Source organism: Abyssibacter sp., from assembly GCF_964229365.1.
Taxonomy (GTDB): Bacteria; Pseudomonadota; Gammaproteobacteria; order Nevskiales; family OUC007; genus Abyssibacter.
This window is the reverse complement of the sequence record NZ_CAXRDQ010000079.1, coordinates 38,842-58,306: the sequence shown is the minus strand read 5'-3', so window position 1 is coordinate 58,306 and position 19,465 is coordinate 38,842. Positions and strand designations below refer to the sequence as shown.

19 protein-coding genes are annotated in these 19,465 nt (G+C 59.5%); 15 read left to right on the top strand and 4 right to left on the bottom strand.

Features of this window, described 5'->3' with window-relative positions:
* The 4 genes from ACE1EY_RS13295 to ACE1EY_RS13280 form a co-directional block, all read right to left on the bottom strand.
* On the bottom strand, window positions 1-1,062 hold the full coding sequence (locus ACE1EY_RS13295; RefSeq protein ID WP_370300390.1) for a PHB depolymerase family esterase: 1,062 nt from the start codon (window positions 1,060-1,062) through the stop codon (window positions 1-3).
* 140 nt (window positions 1,063-1,202) lie between these two features.
* Window positions 1,203-1,667, bottom strand: coding sequence for an EAL domain-containing protein (locus ACE1EY_RS13290; protein WP_370300413.1), 465 nt, complete (start codon window positions 1,665-1,667; stop codon window positions 1,203-1,205).
* Between the two features lie 35 nt (window positions 1,668-1,702).
* Window positions 1,703-1,930, bottom strand: a complete 228-nt coding sequence (locus ACE1EY_RS13285) for a chemotaxis protein CheB (RefSeq protein ID WP_370300412.1) — start codon at window positions 1,928-1,930, stop codon at window positions 1,703-1,705.
* A 185-nt stretch (window positions 1,931-2,115) separates the two neighbouring features.
* Entirely contained in the window at window positions 2,116-2,262 is a 147-nt protein-coding gene (locus tag ACE1EY_RS13280) for a chemotaxis protein CheB (RefSeq protein ID WP_370300389.1), read from the bottom strand.
* Between the two features lie 430 nt (window positions 2,263-2,692).
* Between ACE1EY_RS13280 and ACE1EY_RS13275 the strand changes: the two genes are divergently transcribed.
* The 15 genes from ACE1EY_RS13275 to ACE1EY_RS13205 all read left to right on the top strand — a co-directional run bounded on the left by ACE1EY_RS13275 (window position 2,693) and on the right by ACE1EY_RS13205 (window position 19,465).
* On the top strand, window positions 2,693-5,341 hold the full coding sequence (locus ACE1EY_RS13275; RefSeq protein ID WP_370300388.1) for a TonB-dependent receptor: 2,649 nt from the start codon (window positions 2,693-2,695) through the stop codon (window positions 5,339-5,341).
* Window positions 5,342-5,567: 226 nt separating this feature from the next.
* Window positions 5,568-6,404 carry a methyltransferase domain-containing protein gene (locus ACE1EY_RS13270; RefSeq protein ID WP_370300387.1) on the top strand — a complete coding sequence of 279 codons (837 nt, stop codon included), beginning with the start codon at window positions 5,568-5,570 and terminating at the stop codon, window positions 6,402-6,404.
* On the top strand, window positions 6,397-8,217 hold the full coding sequence (locus tag ACE1EY_RS13265; RefSeq protein ID WP_291514815.1) for a tetratricopeptide repeat-containing sulfotransferase family protein: 1,821 nt from the start codon (window positions 6,397-6,399) through the stop codon (window positions 8,215-8,217). Before ACE1EY_RS13270 ends, ACE1EY_RS13265 begins: the two co-directional genes overlap by 8 nt.
* A complete protein-coding gene (locus ACE1EY_RS13260; RefSeq protein WP_291514816.1) occupies window positions 8,210-8,890 on the top strand; it encodes a putative 2OG-Fe(II) oxygenase in 681 nt (226 codons plus the stop codon). The genes ACE1EY_RS13265 and ACE1EY_RS13260 overlap by 8 nt, the downstream gene beginning before the upstream one ends.
* Before the next feature lie 151 nt (window positions 8,891-9,041).
* The gene (locus ACE1EY_RS13255) at window positions 9,042-9,818 is read left to right on the top strand and encodes a DUF3450 domain-containing protein (protein WP_291514817.1); all 777 of its coding nucleotides are present in this window, start codon (window positions 9,042-9,044) and stop codon (window positions 9,816-9,818) included.
* Window positions 9,818-11,197, top strand: a complete 1,380-nt coding sequence (locus ACE1EY_RS13250; RefSeq protein WP_370300386.1) for a MotA/TolQ/ExbB proton channel family protein — start codon at window positions 9,818-9,820, stop codon at window positions 11,195-11,197. Before ACE1EY_RS13255 ends, ACE1EY_RS13250 begins: the two co-directional genes overlap by 1 nt.
* A gap of 103 nt (window positions 11,198-11,300) precedes the next feature.
* Window positions 11,301-11,705: a MotA/TolQ/ExbB proton channel family protein gene (locus ACE1EY_RS13245; protein WP_373928094.1), complete on the top strand. Its 405-nt coding sequence runs from the start codon at window positions 11,301-11,303 to the stop codon at window positions 11,703-11,705.
* Window positions 11,706-11,720: 15 nt separating this feature from the next.
* Window positions 11,721-12,128: a biopolymer transporter ExbD gene (locus ACE1EY_RS13240; protein ID WP_291513295.1), complete on the top strand. Its 408-nt coding sequence runs from the start codon at window positions 11,721-11,723 to the stop codon at window positions 12,126-12,128.
* A gap of 85 nt (window positions 12,129-12,213) precedes the next feature.
* Window positions 12,214-12,777 (top strand): energy transducer TonB, encoded by a 564-nt coding sequence (locus ACE1EY_RS13235; RefSeq protein WP_291513294.1) that lies wholly within the window; start codon window positions 12,214-12,216, stop codon window positions 12,775-12,777.
* Window positions 12,778-12,782: 5 nt separating this feature from the next.
* Complete coding sequence (locus ACE1EY_RS13230; protein WP_370300384.1) at window positions 12,783-14,015, top strand: tetratricopeptide repeat protein; 1,233 nt, start codon at window positions 12,783-12,785, stop codon at window positions 14,013-14,015.
* A gap of 19 nt (window positions 14,016-14,034) precedes the next feature.
* Window positions 14,035-15,636: an ABC transporter substrate-binding protein gene (locus ACE1EY_RS13225; protein ID WP_370300383.1), complete on the top strand. Its 1,602-nt coding sequence runs from the start codon at window positions 14,035-14,037 to the stop codon at window positions 15,634-15,636.
* A 48-nt stretch (window positions 15,637-15,684) separates the two neighbouring features.
* Window positions 15,685-16,608 carry an oligopeptide ABC transporter permease OppB gene (gene oppB / locus ACE1EY_RS13220; protein ID WP_291513291.1) on the top strand — a complete coding sequence of 308 codons (924 nt, stop codon included), beginning with the start codon at window positions 15,685-15,687 and terminating at the stop codon, window positions 16,606-16,608.
* Window positions 16,605-17,510, top strand: coding sequence for an ABC transporter permease subunit (locus ACE1EY_RS13215; protein WP_291513290.1), 906 nt, complete (start codon window positions 16,605-16,607; stop codon window positions 17,508-17,510). The genes oppB and ACE1EY_RS13215 overlap by 4 nt, the downstream gene beginning before the upstream one ends.
* 3 nt (window positions 17,511-17,513) lie before the next feature.
* Complete coding sequence (locus ACE1EY_RS13210; protein ID WP_370300382.1) at window positions 17,514-18,491, top strand: oligopeptide/dipeptide ABC transporter ATP-binding protein; 978 nt, start codon at window positions 17,514-17,516, stop codon at window positions 18,489-18,491.
* Window positions 18,488-19,465: a dipeptide ABC transporter ATP-binding protein gene (locus ACE1EY_RS13205; protein ID WP_291513288.1), complete on the top strand. Its 978-nt coding sequence runs from the start codon at window positions 18,488-18,490 to the stop codon at window positions 19,463-19,465. The genes ACE1EY_RS13210 and ACE1EY_RS13205 overlap by 4 nt, the downstream gene beginning before the upstream one ends.

The following is a 19,465-nucleotide window of genomic DNA, read 5'->3' as shown; positions in this document are numbered from 1 at the left end:
TTACTGCTCGCTAAAGAATGCCCAGGCTTCGCGCGCACCTTCCACATCGCGATTCTGTCGTCCGAACGCTGGGATGAACAGCGATGCCGTGGCGAAGTCGTGGTCCTGACTGGGGATGTAGTGTCCACCGCCGTTGACCTGATAGAACAGGACAGGGGCGCCGCCTTCGTACCGCATGCGCGTAATCGTGCTGCCGTCATCGGGGTTTGAGTCGGGCAGGTCACCGGCTTCGACGGGTGTTTCCGATGTGGCGTTCGCCGTCCGCCAGTACGCGACGGTGTCTTCGGTGCTGGTTTGCGCCGTGAGCACGCCGGCGACGCCGCTGGCGATGAGGATGGGGTCCATCGTGCCATTCACGATCATGGTCGGCACGGGCGCGGTTGGCATGCCGCATTCTGCGCCGACTTCAAGCGTGGCCGAGAAGGCCGCAATGCCGGCGATCCTGTCGGACAATTCGATGGCGACACGATAAGAGAACTTGCCGCCGTTCGAGCCGCCGGTGGCGTAGATCCGGTTCTCGTCGATGCCAGCTTCAACCAGTACATCAAGCAGAACATCGACAAAGGCCATGTCGTCCGACTGGCCGGAAATCGGAGTCGATCCGCAGTTGTTCCAGGTTTGCAGGTCGCCTTCAGGCGATCCAGTCAACAGATTGGATCCGTTCGGTGCGATGAGCACCACGCCTTCGTCCTCGGCAATCTCCAGCCATTCCAGGTTCGCACCGCCGCTGTCGCTAAACGGCGTGTCCGAGTTCTGCGTCGTGCCGTGGAAGATGATGACGGCAGGCAAACCGGCAATCTTGGTCGATTTGTTACTTGAGGAACTCGGGGCGTAGATAACAAAGGAGCGTTCGTCGTCTCCGACCATGACCGTTTTGGTGGTCGGCGTGCCCGGCTCGACGTCACCAATCGGATCGGGTGTGTTGGGATCGGTCGGGTCGGTGGGGTTGCCGCCGACAGGATCACTGCCCCCGTCGCTGCTGCTGCAGCCTGCGAGTAGCGTGATTGAAAACAGCGCGCTGAGCAGCATGCTCGAGCCTGCGCGAACGGCAGAAATGGTCATTGGAATCTTCCCCCAGACAGTCGTGGTGCGGATCGTCACGTGTCGGCAATTGCACCATCTTGGGTGTGCCTCTAACCACGGCGCACCACATGCGCGAAAAGGTCGGCATATGGCTGATCTATCTGTAGGGAAATGCTTACCTAAGTCAGCGGGCTTGGGTCGGCCACTAGAAAGCCCTGGTGGTACATGACGCCGATGGCGTGCACCGCGGCCGCTTGCTCGGCGGTTTCGACCCCCTCGGCGATGGTCTCGATGCCAAGTTCGCGCGCGATGTTGACCTGCGCCTCCACCAATGCGCGGTCGACGGGGCTGGTGGGGGAAGCCTGCACAAAACGCTTGTCGATCTTGAGCAGATCGACCGGCAGGTCTCGCAGGTAGGCGAAGGACGACATGCCGGTGCCAAAATCGTCTAGCGCAAATCGACAGCCGATTTTCTTCAGGGAGTTGATGAAGTGGACGGCTTCCGAGATGTAGGACACGGCCGCCGACTCGGTGATCTCGAGTACAAGTTGTTCCGGGTTGATGCCCGTCGAGTCTATGGCGTCCAGTACGAACCCGGTGAATGTCGCATCACCCAGGCTCTGGCCGGAAAGATTGGTGCCAATTCGACGCTGCGGGTCCCCGGCATCGGCGACCTGTTTCAGCGCATTCTGGACGCCCCATCCGCCGGCATGCTCACCGGATCCACACAGCCCGTGCGCATGGCGGCCTTGGGCATCCCGTCGTATTGCGCCGTGTCAGGGTCTTGCACCATGACGATGCCGCCTGCGGCCTTGACGGCCTTGGCGCCGGTCGAGCCATCCTGTCCTGTGCCTGACAGGATCACTGCGACGCAGCGGTCCTCGCACGCGGAGGCCGCGGAAAGCAGAAGCCGGACTCCGGACGGGATGCGCGCTGATCACCGGATCGGGGTTCTTGAGGCGGATGACGCCCGACTGCATCACGGCGTCGCGGCCCGGGGGTACAACCGTAGATGGTTCCAGCCTGCGGCTCGACGCCTCACTTCGCTGCTTCCACCGTGCATTCGGTGCACGCCGAGAGCAACTCGGGCAACTAGTCATGGTACGTGGGCGAGACATGTTGCGTCACGATCATCGACGCGCCGACAAGTTGATCCAGTTCGCTGCACATCGACTTCAGGGCGGCCAAACCGCCGGCCGATGCCACTACCCCGATTACGACGGGGGCATTGCTTGTCATTTCGGGCGGGTCCTTCGAGTCGTCGCTGGGTTGCTTGGCCACAGGCCGTCCACGTCACAGGTGCCGATTTGTCAGGCCATTACAGCCCGCACCGTCGTAAGATTGCCACCGCCGCTGGATACACGCCATCGTGTGCATATGGTGGCGGGGGCGGCGGGCGGCGAACGGGATTCGGCACGCTTCCTGCTTGCTCACGGGCATGTGCCTCACCAGCGCTTCACGGTGACTGGGAGAAACTACCTGGGGGTGTCGGCGGCGGGCTCTTCGTCTTGCGGCGAATGTGCCTTGTGGTTATGTCGTTATGACACTTTGTTGACGCTTCGATGAGGCCGGGGATAGTCTACGGCCCGAACCGTTGAGGTCTGACCTCGTCGGGAAGCATAAGTTCAAAGGCGAAAAGCCTGAATAAAACTCCATGGAGAAATACTCAATGCTCAAGCGTGACGAAAACTCGCGCGGACTGCTCAAGGTGAGCCCGTTGACCGCGGCTATCGCGGCAGCCTTCGCCTATGCCGCAGCGCCGCAAGTGGCAGTTGCCCAAACCGATGATGCCGACGAAGAAGCCGTTGATCTCGGCGAATTCGAAGTAACTGGCTCCCGTCTTGGTCGTGCCGATATCGAAGGCGCACTGCCGGTTGCGGTCATTGATCGTGACGACATCGAGCAGAGCGGCTTCACCTCGGTGGGTGAACTGCTTCGCAATACAACCTTCAATACCTTTGGCGCGTTCCGTGCGCAGTCGGGCAGCTCAGCTCAGTCCCTCGTGTCGGTATCCCTGCGCGGCTTGGGTTCCGAGCGCACGTTGGTGCTGATTGACGGGCGTCGCGCACCGAAGGCGCCGTTTGCACCATCGGCACAGGATTTGAATGCCGTGCCGATCGCGGTTGTCGAGCGCATTGAAATCCTGAAAGACGGTGCCTCCGCTATTTACGGTTCTGACGCGATCGCAGGTGTTATCAACATCATCACGCGCAAGGACTTCAGCGGTACGCAGATCAGCTATCAGGACGCGACCACGGCACGCGAAGGTGGCGATAGCCGTAGCGGCCAGCTGGTGTCGGGTGTTTCTGGCGAGAAGGGCAACATCGTCTTTGGTGCGTCGTTCTTCGAGCGCGACATCATCTTTGCCCGCGACAGCCTGTACAACACCCCTGGGGCCAGCTTCTTCTCGAACAACTATTTCCTCGGCGCGGATTATGAAGACGCCGACGGTGATTACGTCGACGATAACACCGGCAACTTCTACTACGGCGCTGTGCCGGGAGGCTGCCCGAACTCGGACCCGGCGTTCTACACCTATCCTGGTGGCGCTACGCCGACGCTCTGCGGATATGACTTTACTCGTGTGTCTGCCGACGAAGCTGCAACCAGCAGCCAGGGTTTGTTCGTCCAGGGTAACTACCAGTTCTCCGATGACTGGAGTGTCAATGTCAACGCCAGCATCACGCGCGCCGAATCGTTCGGTCGCTATGCTCCGTCGTTGAACGACATTCCGATTCTCGTGGATGCGGACAGCCCCAACAACACGCTGGATCAGGATTTCTACCTGTATCATCGTTTTGCGGGTCTGGGTACTCGTGACAACAAGACCGATGCCAATGTTTATGACATCAGCGGTATCTTCTCTGGTGTGATTGGCCCGGTGGACATCGATACCGGTATTCGTCACAACGAATATCGCTTCTATGAGCTCGGCCGCAACTACGTTGTGCTCCCGATTGCCGCGACCTTCATCAACGATGGCACGTACAACTTCCTGGATCCTCAGAACAATCCAGACGAAGTGCTGAATGCCATGAAGGCGACGATCAACCGCGATTCCTCGTGGATTACCGACGAAGCCTTCTTCGAAGCCTCTATGGACCTGTTCAACATGGCGGGTGGTACTGCTGCTGGCGCGGCTGGTATCGAGTACCGTGAAGAGCAGTATTTCGACGCTTACGATTCGCTGCAGGAAGCTGGCGTAATCGGTGGCTCGGCAGGTAACTCGGCCGGTACGGATCGCCGTGTGAAGTCGGCGTTCTTCGAACTCTTCATGCCGGTGATCGACACCTTGGAAGTGACGCTGTCCGGTCGCTTTGAAGACTATAGCGATGTCGGCGAGAACTTCGCACCGAAGCTGAGCGCACGTTACCAGCCGTTGTCGAACATTACGCTGCGTGCGTCCATCGGCCAGGGCTTCCGCGCCCCGACCCTGGATATCATCAGCCAGTTGCCGACATTCTCTGCCGAGTCCATCAACAACGACCAAGCTACCTGTGAGTTTGCAGGCGGCACCTTCGAGAACGGTACTTGCTTGACCGGCCCGGGTGGTACGCCAACATCCCAGCAGGTCAACACGACGATTATCGCCAACCCGGCACTGGAAGCAGAAGAGTCCGATCAGTTCGCTTTCGGTTTTGCGATGGATGTGACGTCGTGGTTCAACTTCTCCGTTGACTACTACAACATCACCATCGACAAGCTCGTCAGCTTCATCTCTCCCGGTGACATCATTGCTCGCATCGGTTCAGGCGATCCGATTCCGGCTGGGCTTGGCGTGGAACGTCAGGCGCCTTCGGACCGCATCGTCCGCGTGATCGCGGGCTACGCCAACGAAGGTGAGTTGGAAACCGACGGTATCGATCTGGCGGCCGACGTGAACCTTGCGTTGCCGGCGGGTCTCGGCACGTTTAAGTCGCATCTTGAGGCGACTCACGTGTTGAGCTACACCATCGATGGCGGGCGTGATCTGGCGGGTGACCCAGGTGCTCCTGAGTACCGCATTACGCTGGGCAACGCGTGGGAGTTTGGTCCTGTGACCACGGCGTTTAACATGAACCACATCTCCGACTACGCCCTGACCGTTTCGGATGGTCAGCAGCTCGGTCATGTGCCGTCATACACGACCTGGGATCTCCAGGTTGCTTATGACATTCCTGTAGTGAACGGCACCATCGCCCTCGGTGCGCTGAACGTGTTCGACAAAGAACCGGACGTGCGTTCTGCCGGGACAGATGGCAACGGTCGTAACTACAACTTCGACCTGTATGACCAGTACGGCCGTCAGCCGTACGTGAAGTACACCCAGCGTTTCTAATCAACGCGACGTGTGATGCACAGGGCCCTTCGGGGCCCTGTGTTCTTTTGGTGGGTATGAATTCATGACAGCAGCGCAAGCCGTGGATGAGGTTGAGAACACGTGGTCGCGCTACTGGGCCGAAGGGCACCTGCATTCGTGCCCGACGTCGTTTGCGGGCTATTACGGGCCGCAGACACAGGCCTTCTGGCGGACTGTCGCTCGAGCGCTCGGACCGTCCGATGCTGTGCTTGAGCTGGGCTGCGGCAATGCTGGTTTGCTCGCATTGCTGGGAGAAATGTTCCCGGTGGGCGAGGCTCCGAGTTTGATGGGGGTCGACGCCGCGGCGCTCGATAATAGCCAGCTCGCGACACAGCGAAACTCGCACCCGAATCACGCCCGGATTTGCGTCATGGGGCGGACGCGCTTCGACTCGCTGGGATTGGAATCGGCTTCCGTTACCGCGCTGATCAGCCAGTTTGCGTTCGAGTATGGCGCGACGGACGCTGCGTGGGCAGAAGTGTTGCGGGTATTGGCTCCGACGGCCCGCATCGCATGTGTGGTTCACAAGTCCGGGTCACTATTGGATTGCGTCGCCAGAGACGAGTTAACGTTAATCCGCCAGGTTGCCGAGCCGGGCAAGCTGCTTGAACTGGCCGGCGCGATGATCCCGTTGCTGGATCAAGCCTCGACTGCGGAGGGGCGGGAGCGGCTCAGCGCAGACAGCGCTGCGGTCGCCATTAAGGAGAACTACAATTCGTCGGTTCAGTCGGTGTTGGCTCTGGGGCAGGCGCTGCCGCATGGAGGCTATGCCGACGATTTGCTGCGCCACCTCACTGCTGTACTAGGCCGTGTGGGTGTTGCCGGCGTGGCTCGTTCATTGGACGAACTGGCCGAACTTTGCCAAGGATTGGACGAGCACCGCGTTCGACTGGAAGCGCTAAGAGCCGCTGCACTGGATACTGCCGGGCTCGATATCTTCCGCGAGCGCCTTGAACAGAACGGTTTCAGTCCCGTTTCGATATCCGTGCTGCATGAGCGTGGTGAGGAAATGGGCTGGGCTTTAGAGGGTATACGTGAATAGTAATAGTCAACAGACCGGGGCAGCCGCTGACGGGGCCCAACGTATCGCGGCGGCGTTCGATAGTTATCGGCGCGGCCAGCTGGATTCGGCGCGCGCCGTTTTCGCTGACTACATGCACGATCCAAAATTAGGCGTCGACGCCCACCGTGGCCTGGCTGCTGTTGCGTGGCAACGACGTCAGCCAGATGGGGCGATACAGCTGCTGCGAGAGGCGGTGCGCTCTGCGCCCGAGCATGCCGATGCTCGCGCCGACCTTGCGCTAACCCTGATGATGGCGGGCCGCGCCGAGGAGTCACTGGAACACTGGCAGCATCGTGTCGAGTTGAAGCCGAACGATGCACCATCTTGGCACAATTTCGCCAAAGCGCTCGTGGAGGTTCGGCGTTTCCGCGATGCGCAGCCAGCTTTTGAGCGGGCGCTCACGCTTGCGCCCGATCAGGTCGGAAGCTACGTCACGTACGCCCGGGCAATGCAAAGCGCTGGTGATCTGCAGGCAGCGGAATCGGTTTGGCGCCGTGCAATTCAGGTGCCGGTTGCCGCGGAGGCAGGTTATATCGGCCTCGGAGGTGTTCTGTTCAAGCAGGCTCGACTAGAGGAGACGCTGGAGATGTACCGCGAAAGCGTGCTGCGGTTCCCCGAATCTGCGGATCTTCACTTGGGTTTTGCCCAGATGTTGGAAGATTTTGCAGACAAGGCAGGTGCAGAGGCTGAATTCAGGAAGGCGTTGGAACTCAGGCCCGGATGGGCCCTGGCGCATGAAGGAATCCTGACGCTCCTGCGAGCAGACGCGACCGACGAGGACATTGCGGCCGCGCGTGCAGTTATGGCTGAGTCAGGGCGCCCGGTTGAGTCATACGCAAATGTAGGCTTTGGTCTGGGTAAAGCGTTGGATGCAAAAGGTGATTCCGAGGGCGCGATGGCCGCATGGACAGCTGCGAATAATGCCCGCCGGCAGCAGATAGGGCCGTATGATCATGACGCGGCCATTAATTACGTAGATCGGTTGATCGACACCTTTTCCGACGCTTTCCTTCGCAAGACGTCGGGCTGGGGGCTTGATGATCCGCGGCCGGTGTTTGTGGTTGGAATGCCCAGAAGCGGGACATCGCTAGTCGAGCAGATTTTGTCTTCGCACCCTGACGCTTACGGGTATGGCGAGCTCTCCGAGATCGCCAGATTGAGCAAAGGCTTGCCGGCACGAACAAACTCCATTCAACGTTGGCCAGAGGTGGTTGCCGGTTTGTCGCCGGACGTGGTGCGGAGCACTGCCGGAGAGTATCTGGATGCGTTAATGGCGAGGGAGCGTGTTAGCGCCAGCCGCCTGATCGACAAGGCGCCGATGAACTACCACTACGTCGGCATGATACTGACGCTGTTTCCGAACGCGCATATTGTGTGGTGTCAGCGTGATCCGAGGGATATCGGTGTGTCCGTCTTTGCCGAAAACTTCGGCCTGAGCCAGAAATATGCGACCGATCTCGCGGATATCGGCCACTACATCACGCAATACAGTCGGTTGATGCGTCATTGGTATACCCACTGCGCGGAACGCATCCATGTCTGCCGATATGAGGATTTGATCGCGTCACCCGAAGCGCAGTCTCATGCATTGATCGACGCGATAGGCCTGCCTTGGGATGAGAACTGCTTGCGGTTTTACGAGCATGAAAGGCCGGTGCTCACGCCGAGTCGATGGCAGGTTCGGTCGCCGATCTATCGCGGCGCTGTCGCACGTTGGCAGCGATATGGTGACAGTTTGAATCCACTGGTCGACGCACTGGGCGACGAGATTGAGGGCTTCGTGAATGGCTAGTATTCCGTTTCAGATTTTTCCTGGGTTTGCGGTGCCCTTCGCGCAGACTTCCATGCCGGACTCGCAAGAGCTCAATGGGCGGCTTCGGGCGTTGTTCCTCGAGCGTGAGGCTGAAGGCGCCGCCTACGCGAACACATCTCCCACCATGCGCATTGGCCCAGGATTGTTCGAGAGCAGATTTGACCTGTTCCACTGGGATCATCCCGACATACGGCAGCTGCAGGAATTTTGTACCGCCACCGTGTTTCGTCTGATCGCGGAACTCAGCGGCTATGACCGAGAACGGGTGCAGGCGCTGCGTATGTCAGCTGACGCGTGGTTTCATATCACCCGTGCGGGTGGCTCGTTCGGTTTCCACAACCACCCGATGGCGTCCTGGAGCGGCATCTACTGTGTGGATAATGGCTATGGTGACAACGCTGGCGTCGATTCTGGCCATGTGCAGTTTATGCACCCGGCGCCAACGGCTGGCATGTTCGTCGATCTGGGCGTTGCCAACGTACGAGCACCTTGGGCGAATCAGCCGAAGGAAATGGCTTTGATGTCTGGGCAATTGGTCGTCTTCCCGTCATGGGTTATGCACCAAGTACTTCCTTTTACTGGGACGCAGGAGCGAGTAACTGTCGCGTTCAATGCCTGGTTCAAGGATGTTGGCGCGGGTGCTGCGACATGAGTGAAGTGGGCCACTAGTGGCATGAGCCGTGCATTACGCTGCCCATCTTGGTGGGTGCATCAGTCTCAAATGCAGACTGTGGTAGGCTCCGAATCGTTCACGAGACGTTCGTTTCGTCTCGTTTGAAATCACCTTCGTTAGGAAAATTTGTATGAGTGATAAGACTGCTCAGCGCGTTGTCGTTGGTGCGGTTGCGGCGGCGTTTCTGGGGCTGTCTGCGACGGCGGCCGCCAGCACGGCAACCGTGAATCGTTTAGTTCAGACCCAGGTTCAGACCGAGCGAAATGCTCAGGGTGCGCAGAAGCAAATTGACAACTTGGACGATGAGACACAGCAGATTGTTGCGGACTATCGTGCGACGTTGATCGAAATCGACTCGTTGAAAAGCTATATCGCTCAGCTAGAGCGTCAGGTGTCAGCCCAGCAGGAGGAGATTGTCTCGATCGAAGAGCAGATTGAGCAAATCGAATCCACCAACCGAGGTGTGCTGCCGTTGATGGAAGACATGGTCACGTCGCTCGGGCAGTTTGTTGAGCTGGATGTTCCATTTCTGCCATCTGAACGGACCACGCGCGTCGCGGAGCTGGAGGCATTGATGGCTCGTGCGGATATCTCGACGGCAGAAAAGTACCGCCGGATTCTCGAGGCGTATCAGATCGAAATGGAGTTTGGCCGCAATATCGAGGCTTACCAGGGCGAATTGGGTGATACCGGTCGCGAGGTGGATTTTCTTCGGATTGGCCGTCTTGCGCTCATGTACTCCACACCCAATGGCGAAGAGTTTGGATTTTGGAACAACGAGTCGCGTCAGTGGGTGACGGACACCGACCTCGAAGATTTCGTGACTGATGGTTTGAGAATTGCCCGGAAGCAGTCGCCTCCGAACCTCATGCTGATGCCGATCCAGGCCCCGCAGGAGGCCAACTAATGTTGAATGTATTGATTCGGCCGGTTGTCATCGGCTGCGTGGCAGCACTCTCTGTGGCTGCCACATCCCCCGCTTTCGCTCAGGCCAAGTCGCTGGACGAGCTCCTGCAGCAGACGCGCGCCGCCCGTTCGGCCGAAAGCGCCGAGAACGAGCAGCGGATTCGCGAGTTTCGTAGCGAGCGTAATCAGCAAGCGACATTGCTGAAGAACGCCAAGAACGAACTGGCATCGCTGGAACGCCGCGCTGATGAGTTATCGAGTCAATTTGACTCCAACGAAGAAAAGCTGGCCGAGCTGGAAACCACGTTGTCCGGTAAGTCGGGTGCGCTTGGCGAGATGTTCGGCGTTGTGCGCCAGGTTTCTGGCGACGTTTACTCCGCTGCGCAGAACTCCATGGTCACCGCGCAGCTTGGTGAGGAGCGCATGGACTTCCTCGGTGATCTCGCCGAGTCCAAGCGCCTGCCATCCATCGCCAAACTCGAGCGTCTGTGGTTTGAGATGCAGCGTGAGATGACCGAGCTGGGTAAGGTCGTGCGGTTCGATGCCACTGTGATTGAAGGTGACGGCGAGCAGGCGACCAAGCCGGTTGTGCGGCTGGGCACCTTCACAGCGATTGCCGATGGCGAGTTCCTCACCTACGAAACCGGGGTTGAGGGCAAGTTCCGCAAGCTACCGAAGCAGCCGAGTTCGACCTATGTCTCCGTCGCCAAAGACTTTGTCGGCGAGACCAGCGGCTATCACACCATGGTGGTTGACCCGAGTCAGGGCACCCTGCTGCGCGCCAAGATTCAAGAGCGCAATTTGCTGCAGCGCGTGATGGAGAGCGAAGGGGGCATGATCGGCTGGCTGATCATTGGCCTCACCGTGATCGGCTTGATCATCTCGCTGCTGAAGTTCCTTTCGCTGGGCGCATTGAGCGCAAAGATCTCCAGCCAGAAGAAGAACATCAGCGAGCCCAAGGAAAGCAACCCGCTGGGTCGCGTCCTGCAGGCCTACTACAAAGATCCAAGCGCTGATTCCGAAATCATTGAGTTACGGATGGATGAGGCGGTGCTCAAGGAGACACCGGCCGTCGAACGCGGGCTGTCCATCATCAAGATTCTCGCTGCGATCGGCCCGTTGCTGGGGCTGCTCGGAACCGTGACCGGGATGATCCAGGTGTTCCAGTCAATCACCCTGTATGGCACCGGTGATCCGAAGCTGATGGCCGGTGGTATTTCGCAGGCGCTGATGACCACTGTGCTGGGACTGGTCATGGCGATTCCGCTGATCCTGATCCACAGCATGCTGGCGAGCCGGGCCAAGGGCATCATCCAGACTTTGGATGAGGAATCGGTCGGTCTGATTGCTGAGCACAAGGGCGGCAATGCTGCATCTTGAGCCGTTTGCGTCGATTCTGGACTTCCTGGAGAACGGAGGTCCGATCGTCTGGATTCTGCTCGTCGTTGCGATTGGGCTTTGGAGCCTGATCATTGAGCGTCTGATGTTTGTCAGCTTCTCGTACCCGAAGCTCAAGCGGTCGGCGATTGAACGGTGGGATCAGCAGGCGGATCGTCGGAGTTGGTTGGCAAAAGGATTGCGGGCACGCCTGATATCCGAAACTTCCAAGTCCGTCGCCCGCTCTGTGTTGACGATCAAAACCCTGGTGGCCTTGTGTCCGATGATCGGCCTGCTGGGCACAGTGACCGGCATGGTCTCCGTGTTCGACGTTATGGCGATCTCCGGAACAGGTAACGCACGTGCAATGGCTTCCGGTGTGTACCGGGCCACACTGCCCACGATGGCAGGCATGGTGGTGGCGTTATCGGGCATCTATTTCAGCGTGCAACTCGAAAATCTGGCAACGCGTGAACGGCGCGAGCTAGAAGACGAGCTTGGCTCGCACTGATTGAGGAATACGAACATGCGTCGTAAAGCGAGTTCGCAAGAAGACGAAGCGGCGATCGACATGACGCCGATGCTGGATATTGTCTTCATCATGCTGATCTTCTTCATCGTCACCACCTCCTTCGTCAAGGAGGCTGGCATCGACGTGAGTCGTCCGAACGCCAGCACTGCTGAGCGCAAGGAAGCGGGCAACATCCTGATTGCCATCCGTTCGAATGGCGATGTCTGGATCGACAAGCGGCAGGTGGATATCCGGTCGGTGCGCGCCAACGTGGAGCGGCTGCACGCCGAGAACCCCGAAGGCGCCGTGGTCATCATCGCTGACAAGGCATCCGAGACCGGCCGCTTTGTTGAGGTCATGGATCAGGTCCGTCTCGCGGGTGTCGAGAACGTGTCGATCGCCGCTCAGGAACCCGGTAGCTAACCGGCGCCCTGAGTAGACGGGAAACGACATGCGAAGACTCGGAGCATTCGGGCTGGCGATACTGGTCGCCATTGGCCTGTTCTGGATGATGCACGCCCTGGTGTATCTCAGCGGTGGCGATATCGCCAAGCGAGAAGACCTCGGGGGTATTGATTTTGTCCGCCTCAAGCGACAGGAATCCCTGCAGGAGCGTGAGCGCCGCAAGCCGGAAAAGCCGCCACCGCCCAAGAAACCGCCGCCGCCGCCAAAGCTGAAATCGGTGCAGACGCCGAAGCCGCAGCAGCAGCCACAGCAAATGAACCTGCCGAACCTCAATCTGCCGACGAATATCGGTGGAGGGCCGTTCCTGGGGACTTACAGCGCGACGCCAACCAGCGGTAGCTCGCAAGCGGTGCCGTTGGTCCGTATCCAGCCGCAGTATCCGCGGCGGGCTGCGAGAGCCGGAACGGAAGGTTATGTCACCATGTCGCTGGTGATTAACCCGGACGGAACCGTGCGCGACGCGAAAGTGACAGATGCGCAACCGCGCGGTGTGTTTGAACGTTCTGCTATCGCCGCGATTTTGAAATGGAAGTTCAAGCCTCGGGTCATAGACGGCCAGCCGGTCGAGCAAAGCGCGACGCAGACGTTGAACTTCACATTGAACTAAGAGCTATGAAGAAGACCCTCGCTACTCTGAGCTTGTTTGCGTTGCTGCCACTGGCGGGTATGCCGTCAGTGGCGGCTGCCGAAGTGAACTGCGAGGAACCGCGAGAAGCCAGCGGTTCCTTGAGCGAATTCACTTATCGTCGCCTGACCCGCATTCAGGAAGATATCGCTGAAGAGAAGTACAGCGATGCGATCGAAGGGGCCCGAAAACTGCTGCCCAAGGTCGAGCGCAATGACTACGAGAAAGCCTTGGTCTATCAGACCGAAGCGTTCGCGTGGGCATCGCAGGAAGACTACAAGAATGCGATCCCCGCTTTCGTAAAAGCCATTGATCTGAACGCGCTGCCACAACAGCAGCATGAGCAAATGCTCAACAACGTCGGTCAGTTGTATTACGCCGTCGAAGACAGGGATTCGGCACTCAAGTATCTGAAGCGATATCTTGATGAAACCTGTAGTGATCCCGCGCCGGACGCTTACATTCTGATCGCGAGTATTTACGTTGATCGCAAGCAGTACCGCTCTGCATTGCCATACGTGGACAAGGCGATCCGCGCCCGCAAGGATGTGCCGGAGACTTGGTATCAGCTCAAGCTCGCGATTCACTACGAGCAAAAGCAATTCAAGCAGGCCGCGGAAGTCCTCGTGACACTGATCGCCAATCATCCGATCAAAGAGGACTACTGGAAGCAGCTATCCGGCGTGTTTCTCGAGATGAAGGACGACCCGGAGTCGCTGGCCGTGCTCGCACTGGCCGGACGGCAGGGCTTCCTGGATACCGAGCGTGAGATCGAAAACCTCGCGAACGTCTATCTGTTTCTCGAAATTCCCTATAAGGCCGCCCAGGTTCTTACCGATGGGATGAATGCCGGCATCGTTGACAAGACTCTCGAGTCGCTGGAGAAGCTGGGCACTGCCTGGCAGATGGCGCGGGAAAACGCGCAGGCCTTGTCGGTTTTCACCGAGGCGGCGCCCTTGGCGGCGGACGGTCGCATCTGGCACCGGCTGGGTCAGATCTACATCGATGATGAAAATTGGCCCAAGGCTGAGGAAGCCCTGAAAAACGCCTTGGCCAAGGGCGTAAACGACCGAGGTGAAACCCAGTTGCTCGTCGGCGTGGCGGCCTGGAATCAGGGAAAGACGGATCAAGCCCGCTCGGCTTTCCTGGCTGCCCGCAATGACAGCGCAACCAAGTCTCAGGCGCAGGCCTGGCTTGCACATCTCGCAACAGAAGGCTGATCAGCCGTCGGGGAATGCTATGCGAAGTGCACTTGGCGCACTGTTTCTCGTCTGCGCTCTGGGGAGCGTCGCGACGGTTAGTTCCGCGGCTGAGCTGGCAGCGGAGCAAGTTCTTCACAAAGGCAACGGTGCGGAGCCACAGACACTGGACCCGCACAAGGCCGAAGGCGTTCCGTCCTCGCATATTCTTCGCGATCTCTACGAAGGCCTGACGAGCGAAGCGCCAAACGGAGACATCATTCCCGGTGGTGCTGCGTCGTGGACGCTGTCCGAGGACGGTACCGTCTACACCTTCAAGCTGCGCCCTGAGGCACGTTGGTCGAATGGCGACCCGGTCACGGCCATGGATTACGTCTACGGTCTGCGCCGCAGTGCGGATCCTGTCACCGCGTCCAAATATGCTCAGATTCTCGCGCCGATCGAGAACGCCGAGTCAGTGGTCGCCGGCGAACGGCCCGTGGAGGATCTCGGCGTCACCGCCCTGGACGATTTCACCGTTGAAATCCGGCTCAAGGCGCCGACGCCGTACTTTCTGGGGCTGCTGAATCATTCCAGCACCTATCCGGTGCATCGCGCGACCGTGGAAACGTTCGGCGACAAGTTCTCGCGCCCCGGCAATATGGTGAACAACGGAGCCTACGTGCTGGATGATTGGGTGGTGCAGTCCCACATTGTCCTGAAGCGGAACCCCATGTACTGGGGCGATGCAAACACCACAATCAACACGGTTTATTACTACGCGACCGAGGACCAGTCCTCCGAACTCAAACGCTACCGTGCTGGCGAGCTGGACTACACCTACGACGTGCCGGTGTCCCAGGTCGGCTGGATACGCGATCACTTGGGCGACGAGCTGGAAGTATCGACGTATCTGGGAATTTACTACTTCGGCTTTAACGTCACGCAGCCGCCATTCAAGGGCAATCTGAAGCTGCGGCAAGCGCTGTCGATGGCGATCGACCGTCGGGTGATCTGCGAGAAGATCCTGAATCTAGGGGAGCAGCCGGCCTATGGCTTCGTGCCCCCGGGGATTACCGGGTACGAATCTCAGGTCGCGGGCTACGCGGACATGACGCGCGACGAGCGTTTCGCCGAGGCGCGGAGGCTATACAACGAAGCGGGCTATTCCGAAGACAATCCGCTGCAGGTCGAGATTCGCTACAACACCCACGAGAACCACAAGAAAGTGTCGCTGGCCGTGGCAGCCATGTGGCGAGCCGTGCTGGGGGTCGACTACACGCTGATCAACGAAGAGTGGAAGGTCTTTCTGCAAACTCGCAAGCTCAAGCAGGATACCCAGGTGTTCCGTGCCGGCTGGATTGGCGACTACAACGATCCCTACACCTTTCTGGAGCTCATGCACTCCAAGCACGGCATCAACGATTCCGGCTACAACAACCCGGAGTACGATGCCCTGTTGGCGGAAATTTCGGTGCAAACCGACATGGATCGCCGTGCCAAGCTGATGGAGCAGGCCGAGCGCATGTTGCTGGCGGACCAGCCGATCATGCCGATCTACTACTACGTGGAAAAAGGCTTGGTGAAGCCGTATGTGGACGGCTTTGTGCCGAACATCATGGATCACCACTACACCAAGAACTGGCGCATTCTCGCGCACTGACCCGATGGTGAATCCCGTGATCAATCAATACAGGGTAGGGGCGCGCCCGTGCTGAGCTTCGCATTCAAGCGTTTGCTCGCTGCCATTCCAACACTGCTGGTTTTGATCACGCTGGCGTTTTTCATGATGCGCCTGGCGCCGGGTGGGCCTTTCGATCTAGAAAAGCCCGTACCGCCGGAGGTTCGCGCCAATCTGGACGCTGCCTACGGTCTGGATAAGCCACTCATCGTTCAGTACGCCAGCTATCTTGGTGACGTCCTGCAGGGGGACCTGGGGCCGTCGTTTCAGTACGTTGACTACACGGTCAATGAACTGATCGCGCAGGGCTTTCCTGTTTCGCTGAAGCTGGGCTTCTCGGCGATGATCGTCGCCGTATTCTTCGGGTCGATCTTTGGAATGATCGCCGCGATGAGGCAGAACAGCGCGACGGACTATGGCGTCATGACGGTTGCGATGACCGGTATTTCGATCCCGAACTTTGTTGTCGCACCGTTGCTGATCCTGGTGTTCGCGGTCGCGTTTGGCTGGTTGCCGGCAGGCGGCTGGAACGGTGGGGCGTGGCAGAACATGGTCTTGCCGGTAATCGCTCTGGCCCTACCGCAGGTGGCCTATGTAGCCCGGATTATGCGCGGCAGCATGATCGAAATCCTACGGTCGAACTACCTGCGTACAGCCCGGGCCAAGGGCCTGCCCATGCGTCAGGTCATTCTGCGGCATGCGCTCAAGCCCGCCTTTCTGCCCGTGCTGTCCTACCTTGGCCCGGCCACGGCCGGGATCATCACCGGTTCGGTGGTCATGGAGCAGATCTTTTCCATTCCCGGCCTGGGGCGTTTTTTCGTGCAGGGAGCATTGAACCGTGACTACACCCTGGTACTTGGCGTGGTGATTTTCTACGGCGCATTGATCATCGCGTTCAACTTTCTGGTGGATCTGCTCTACAGCGTGCTCGATCCGAAGGTGCGCGCCCAATGAGTACCAGCGCCGCAAACGTGCTGCAGGATGCCGTGGATGGCGACGAGATCGTCCAGGGCCGCAGCCTCTGGGTAGACGCATGGCGGCGCTTGCGCCGAAACAGAGCGGCAGTGACGAGCCTGGTCATTCTGACCGTGATGCTGCTGATCTGCTTTGCAGGCCCCTTGCTCGCGCCATACAGCTTCGACGCGGTGGACTGGGACAAGGTCGCCACCGCCCCCAGCCTCAGCGACGGCCATTTTTTCGGCACCGACTCCGTCGGGCGTGACCTGTTCGTGCGCACGCTGGTGGGCGGTCAGATCTCGTTGCTGGTTGGCATTGTCGCCACTGCGGTGAGTCTGCTGATCGGCACGGCCTGGGGGGCCACCGCGGGCTACCTGGGCGGCCGCGTTGATGCCGTGATGATGCGTGTTGTCGATATTCTGTACGCGCTGCCCTTCATGTTTCTCGTGATCCTGCTGATGGTGCTGTTCGGCCGCAATATCGTATTGATCTTTGTCGCCATTGGTGCGATCACCTGGCTGGATATGGCGCGCATCGTCCGCGGGCAGACCTTGTCGCTCAAGGGTCGCGAGTTCGTGGAGGCCGCCCAGGCCATGGGGGTGAGTACCCGGAACATCATCGCTCGCCACGTGGTGCCGAATCTGCTGGGGGTGGTGGTCGTTTATGTCACGCTCACCATCCCGAGGGTGATTCTGGTCGAGTCCTTCCTCAGCTTTCTGGGGCTGGGTGTGCAGGAGCCCTCAACCTCGTGGGGGGCGCTGGTCAACGAAGGCGCTCGCGAGATGGAATCTTCATGGTGGACGCTGGCCTTCCCCGCAAGCTTTCTGGCGCTCACCCTGTTCTGCTTCAACTTTGTCGGCGACGGTTTGCGTGACGCGCTGGACCCCAAGGATCGCTAGGTCATGCTGCTAGCCGTCAACAACCTCGATGTGCGGTTCACGACCGAGGACGGGATCGTCCAGGCCGTCAATGGCCTGAACTTCTCGCTGGACGCCGGTGCCACGCTTGGCATCGTCGGTGAATCTGGTTCGGGGAAGAGCCAGACCGCTTTGGCCATCATGGGTCTGCTTGCCAGCAATGGCGAAGTGAGCGGATCGATTCAGTTCAAGGGTGAAGAGTTGGTGGGTGTCGGCCAGCGCCGGATGAACAGTATCCGCGGCGCACATATCGGCATGATCTTTCAGGATCCGATGACCTCATTGAATCCGTATCTGAAGGTCAGCACGCAGATGGCCGAGGTGCTGGTCCGGCATCGCGGCATGGGCAAACGCGAAGCCGTGCAGGAATCGATCAAGATGCTGGATGCGGTCCGTATCCCGGACGCCAAGAGCCGCATCCTGCGTTACCCGCACGAGTTTTCTGGTGGCATGCGTCAGCGCGTGATGATCGCGATGACCTTGCTGACACGTCCGGAGTTGCTGATCGCGGATGAACCGACGACGGCAGTGGACGTGACGGTGCAGGCGCAGATTCTCGATCTGCTCTCCGATCTTCGCGATGAGTTCGGCGTCGCCATCGTCATGATCACGCACGACCTGGGTGTCGTGGCCGACGTCTGCGACGAAGTGCTGGTGCTCTACGGTGGCCAGATCATGGAGCAGGCGGACGCACGGACCTTGTTCAAGGGGCCCACACACCCGTACACACGGGGTTTGCTGGATTCGATCCCGAGCCTGGATTCGGATCACCAGTCCGAGCTGGTCGCGATCCCAGGCAATCCGCCTGACCTGCTGCACCTGCCGCCCGGCTGCCCGTTCGAGGCGCGTTGTGCCTGGCGGCATGATCCCTGTCCGACCCATCGGCCGGTGCTGGAAGCCGTGGAGACCGCGCAGCATCGTCGTGCCTGCCACGCTTCGGTCGCGGAGGTTCGTCCATCATGAGTCGCCCCTTGTTGTCGCTGCGTCAGGTGCGCGTGAGTTTCCCGATCGCCAGTGGTCTGTTCGCCAAGCCCAAGGCATTACATGCGGTAAACGGGGTGAATCTCGACCTGCATCCTGGAGAAACCCTGGGAGTGGTCGGCGAGTCAGGCTGCGGCAAGTCGACCCTGGCGCGAGCCATTTTGGGTTTGGTCCCCGCGTCCGCCGGCAGCATCAGCCTGCTGGGCAAGGAGTTGACTACCCAGTCGAATGCCGATTGGCAGAAGACCCGCCGGGACATGCAGGTGGTGTTCCAGGATCCGCTCGCGGCACTCAACCCGCGAATGACGGTGGGCGAGATTATCGGCGAGCCGCTGGGCGTCCACGAGCCGAATCTGTCCAAGGACGAACGGCGCCAGCGCGTGCGGACGATGATGAAGCGGGTGGGCCTGCTGCCGAATCAGATCAACCGCTACCCGCACGAATTCTCCGGTGGCCAGTGTCAGCGTATCGGGATTGCGCGCGCGCTGATTCTGGAGCCGAAGGTCGTGATCTGTGACGAGCCGGTCTCGGCCCTTGATGTCTCGATTCAGGCGCAGATCGTCAACTTGCTGATCAAGCTGAAGCACGAACTGCAGCTTTCGCTGATCTTCATCGCGCATGATCTCGCCGTGGTTCGGCATATCAGCGACCGCGTGATGGTGATGTACCTCGGCAAGGTCGTCGAGGTGGCCGACGCGGAAGAGCTCTACCGTCAGCCGCGGCATCCATACTCGCGCGCGCTGCTCAGCGCGATTCCGGTGCCAGATCCGGACTACAAGCGCGAACGTGAATCGAAATTCTTGCGCGGTGAGCTGCCATCGCCGCTGAACCCGCCGTCGGGCTGTGCGTTCCGAACGCGTTGTCCGCTCGCCGACGGCAAGTGCGCGCAAGAAGAGCCGGGTTTGCGCTCGGTCGGCGGCGGCGCATCATACGCGGCCTGTCATTACGTGGGATAA

What these genes read in the sequence shown, in the direction of transcription:
- ACE1EY_RS13295 (WP_370300390.1), bottom strand. Translation starts at nt 1,062, where the DNA reads ATGACCATTTCTGCCGTTCGCGCAGGCTCGAGCATGCTGCTCAGCGCG.
- ACE1EY_RS13240 (WP_291513295.1), top strand. Translation starts at nt 11,721, where the DNA reads ATGCGTCGTAAAGCGAGTTCGCAAGAAGACGAAGCGGCGATCGACATG.
- ACE1EY_RS13260 (WP_291514816.1), top strand. Translation starts at nt 8,210, where the DNA reads ATGGCTAGTATTCCGTTTCAGATTTTTCCTGGGTTTGCGGTGCCCTTC.
- ACE1EY_RS13225 (WP_370300383.1), top strand. Translation starts at nt 14,035, where the DNA reads ATGCGAAGTGCACTTGGCGCACTGTTTCTCGTCTGCGCTCTGGGGAGC.
- ACE1EY_RS13250 (WP_370300386.1), top strand. Translation starts at nt 9,818, where the DNA reads ATGTTGAATGTATTGATTCGGCCGGTTGTCATCGGCTGCGTGGCAGCA.
- ACE1EY_RS13215 (WP_291513290.1), top strand. Translation starts at nt 16,605, where the DNA reads ATGAGTACCAGCGCCGCAAACGTGCTGCAGGATGCCGTGGATGGCGAC.
- ACE1EY_RS13210 (WP_370300382.1), top strand. Translation starts at nt 17,514, where the DNA reads ATGCTGCTAGCCGTCAACAACCTCGATGTGCGGTTCACGACCGAGGAC.
- ACE1EY_RS13245 (WP_373928094.1), top strand. Translation starts at nt 11,301, where the DNA reads ATGTTTGTCAGCTTCTCGTACCCGAAGCTCAAGCGGTCGGCGATTGAA.
- ACE1EY_RS13255 (WP_291514817.1), top strand. Translation starts at nt 9,042, where the DNA reads ATGAGTGATAAGACTGCTCAGCGCGTTGTCGTTGGTGCGGTTGCGGCG.
- ACE1EY_RS13235 (WP_291513294.1), top strand. Translation starts at nt 12,214, where the DNA reads ATGATGCACGCCCTGGTGTATCTCAGCGGTGGCGATATCGCCAAGCGA.
- ACE1EY_RS13275 (WP_370300388.1), top strand. Translation starts at nt 2,693, where the DNA reads ATGCTCAAGCGTGACGAAAACTCGCGCGGACTGCTCAAGGTGAGCCCG.
- ACE1EY_RS13205 (WP_291513288.1), top strand. Translation starts at nt 18,488, where the DNA reads ATGAGTCGCCCCTTGTTGTCGCTGCGTCAGGTGCGCGTGAGTTTCCCG.
- ACE1EY_RS13230 (WP_370300384.1), top strand. Translation starts at nt 12,783, where the DNA reads ATGAAGAAGACCCTCGCTACTCTGAGCTTGTTTGCGTTGCTGCCACTG.
- ACE1EY_RS13280 (WP_370300389.1), bottom strand. Translation starts at nt 2,262, where the DNA reads ATGACAAGCAATGCCCCCGTCGTAATCGGGGTAGTGGCATCGGCCGGC.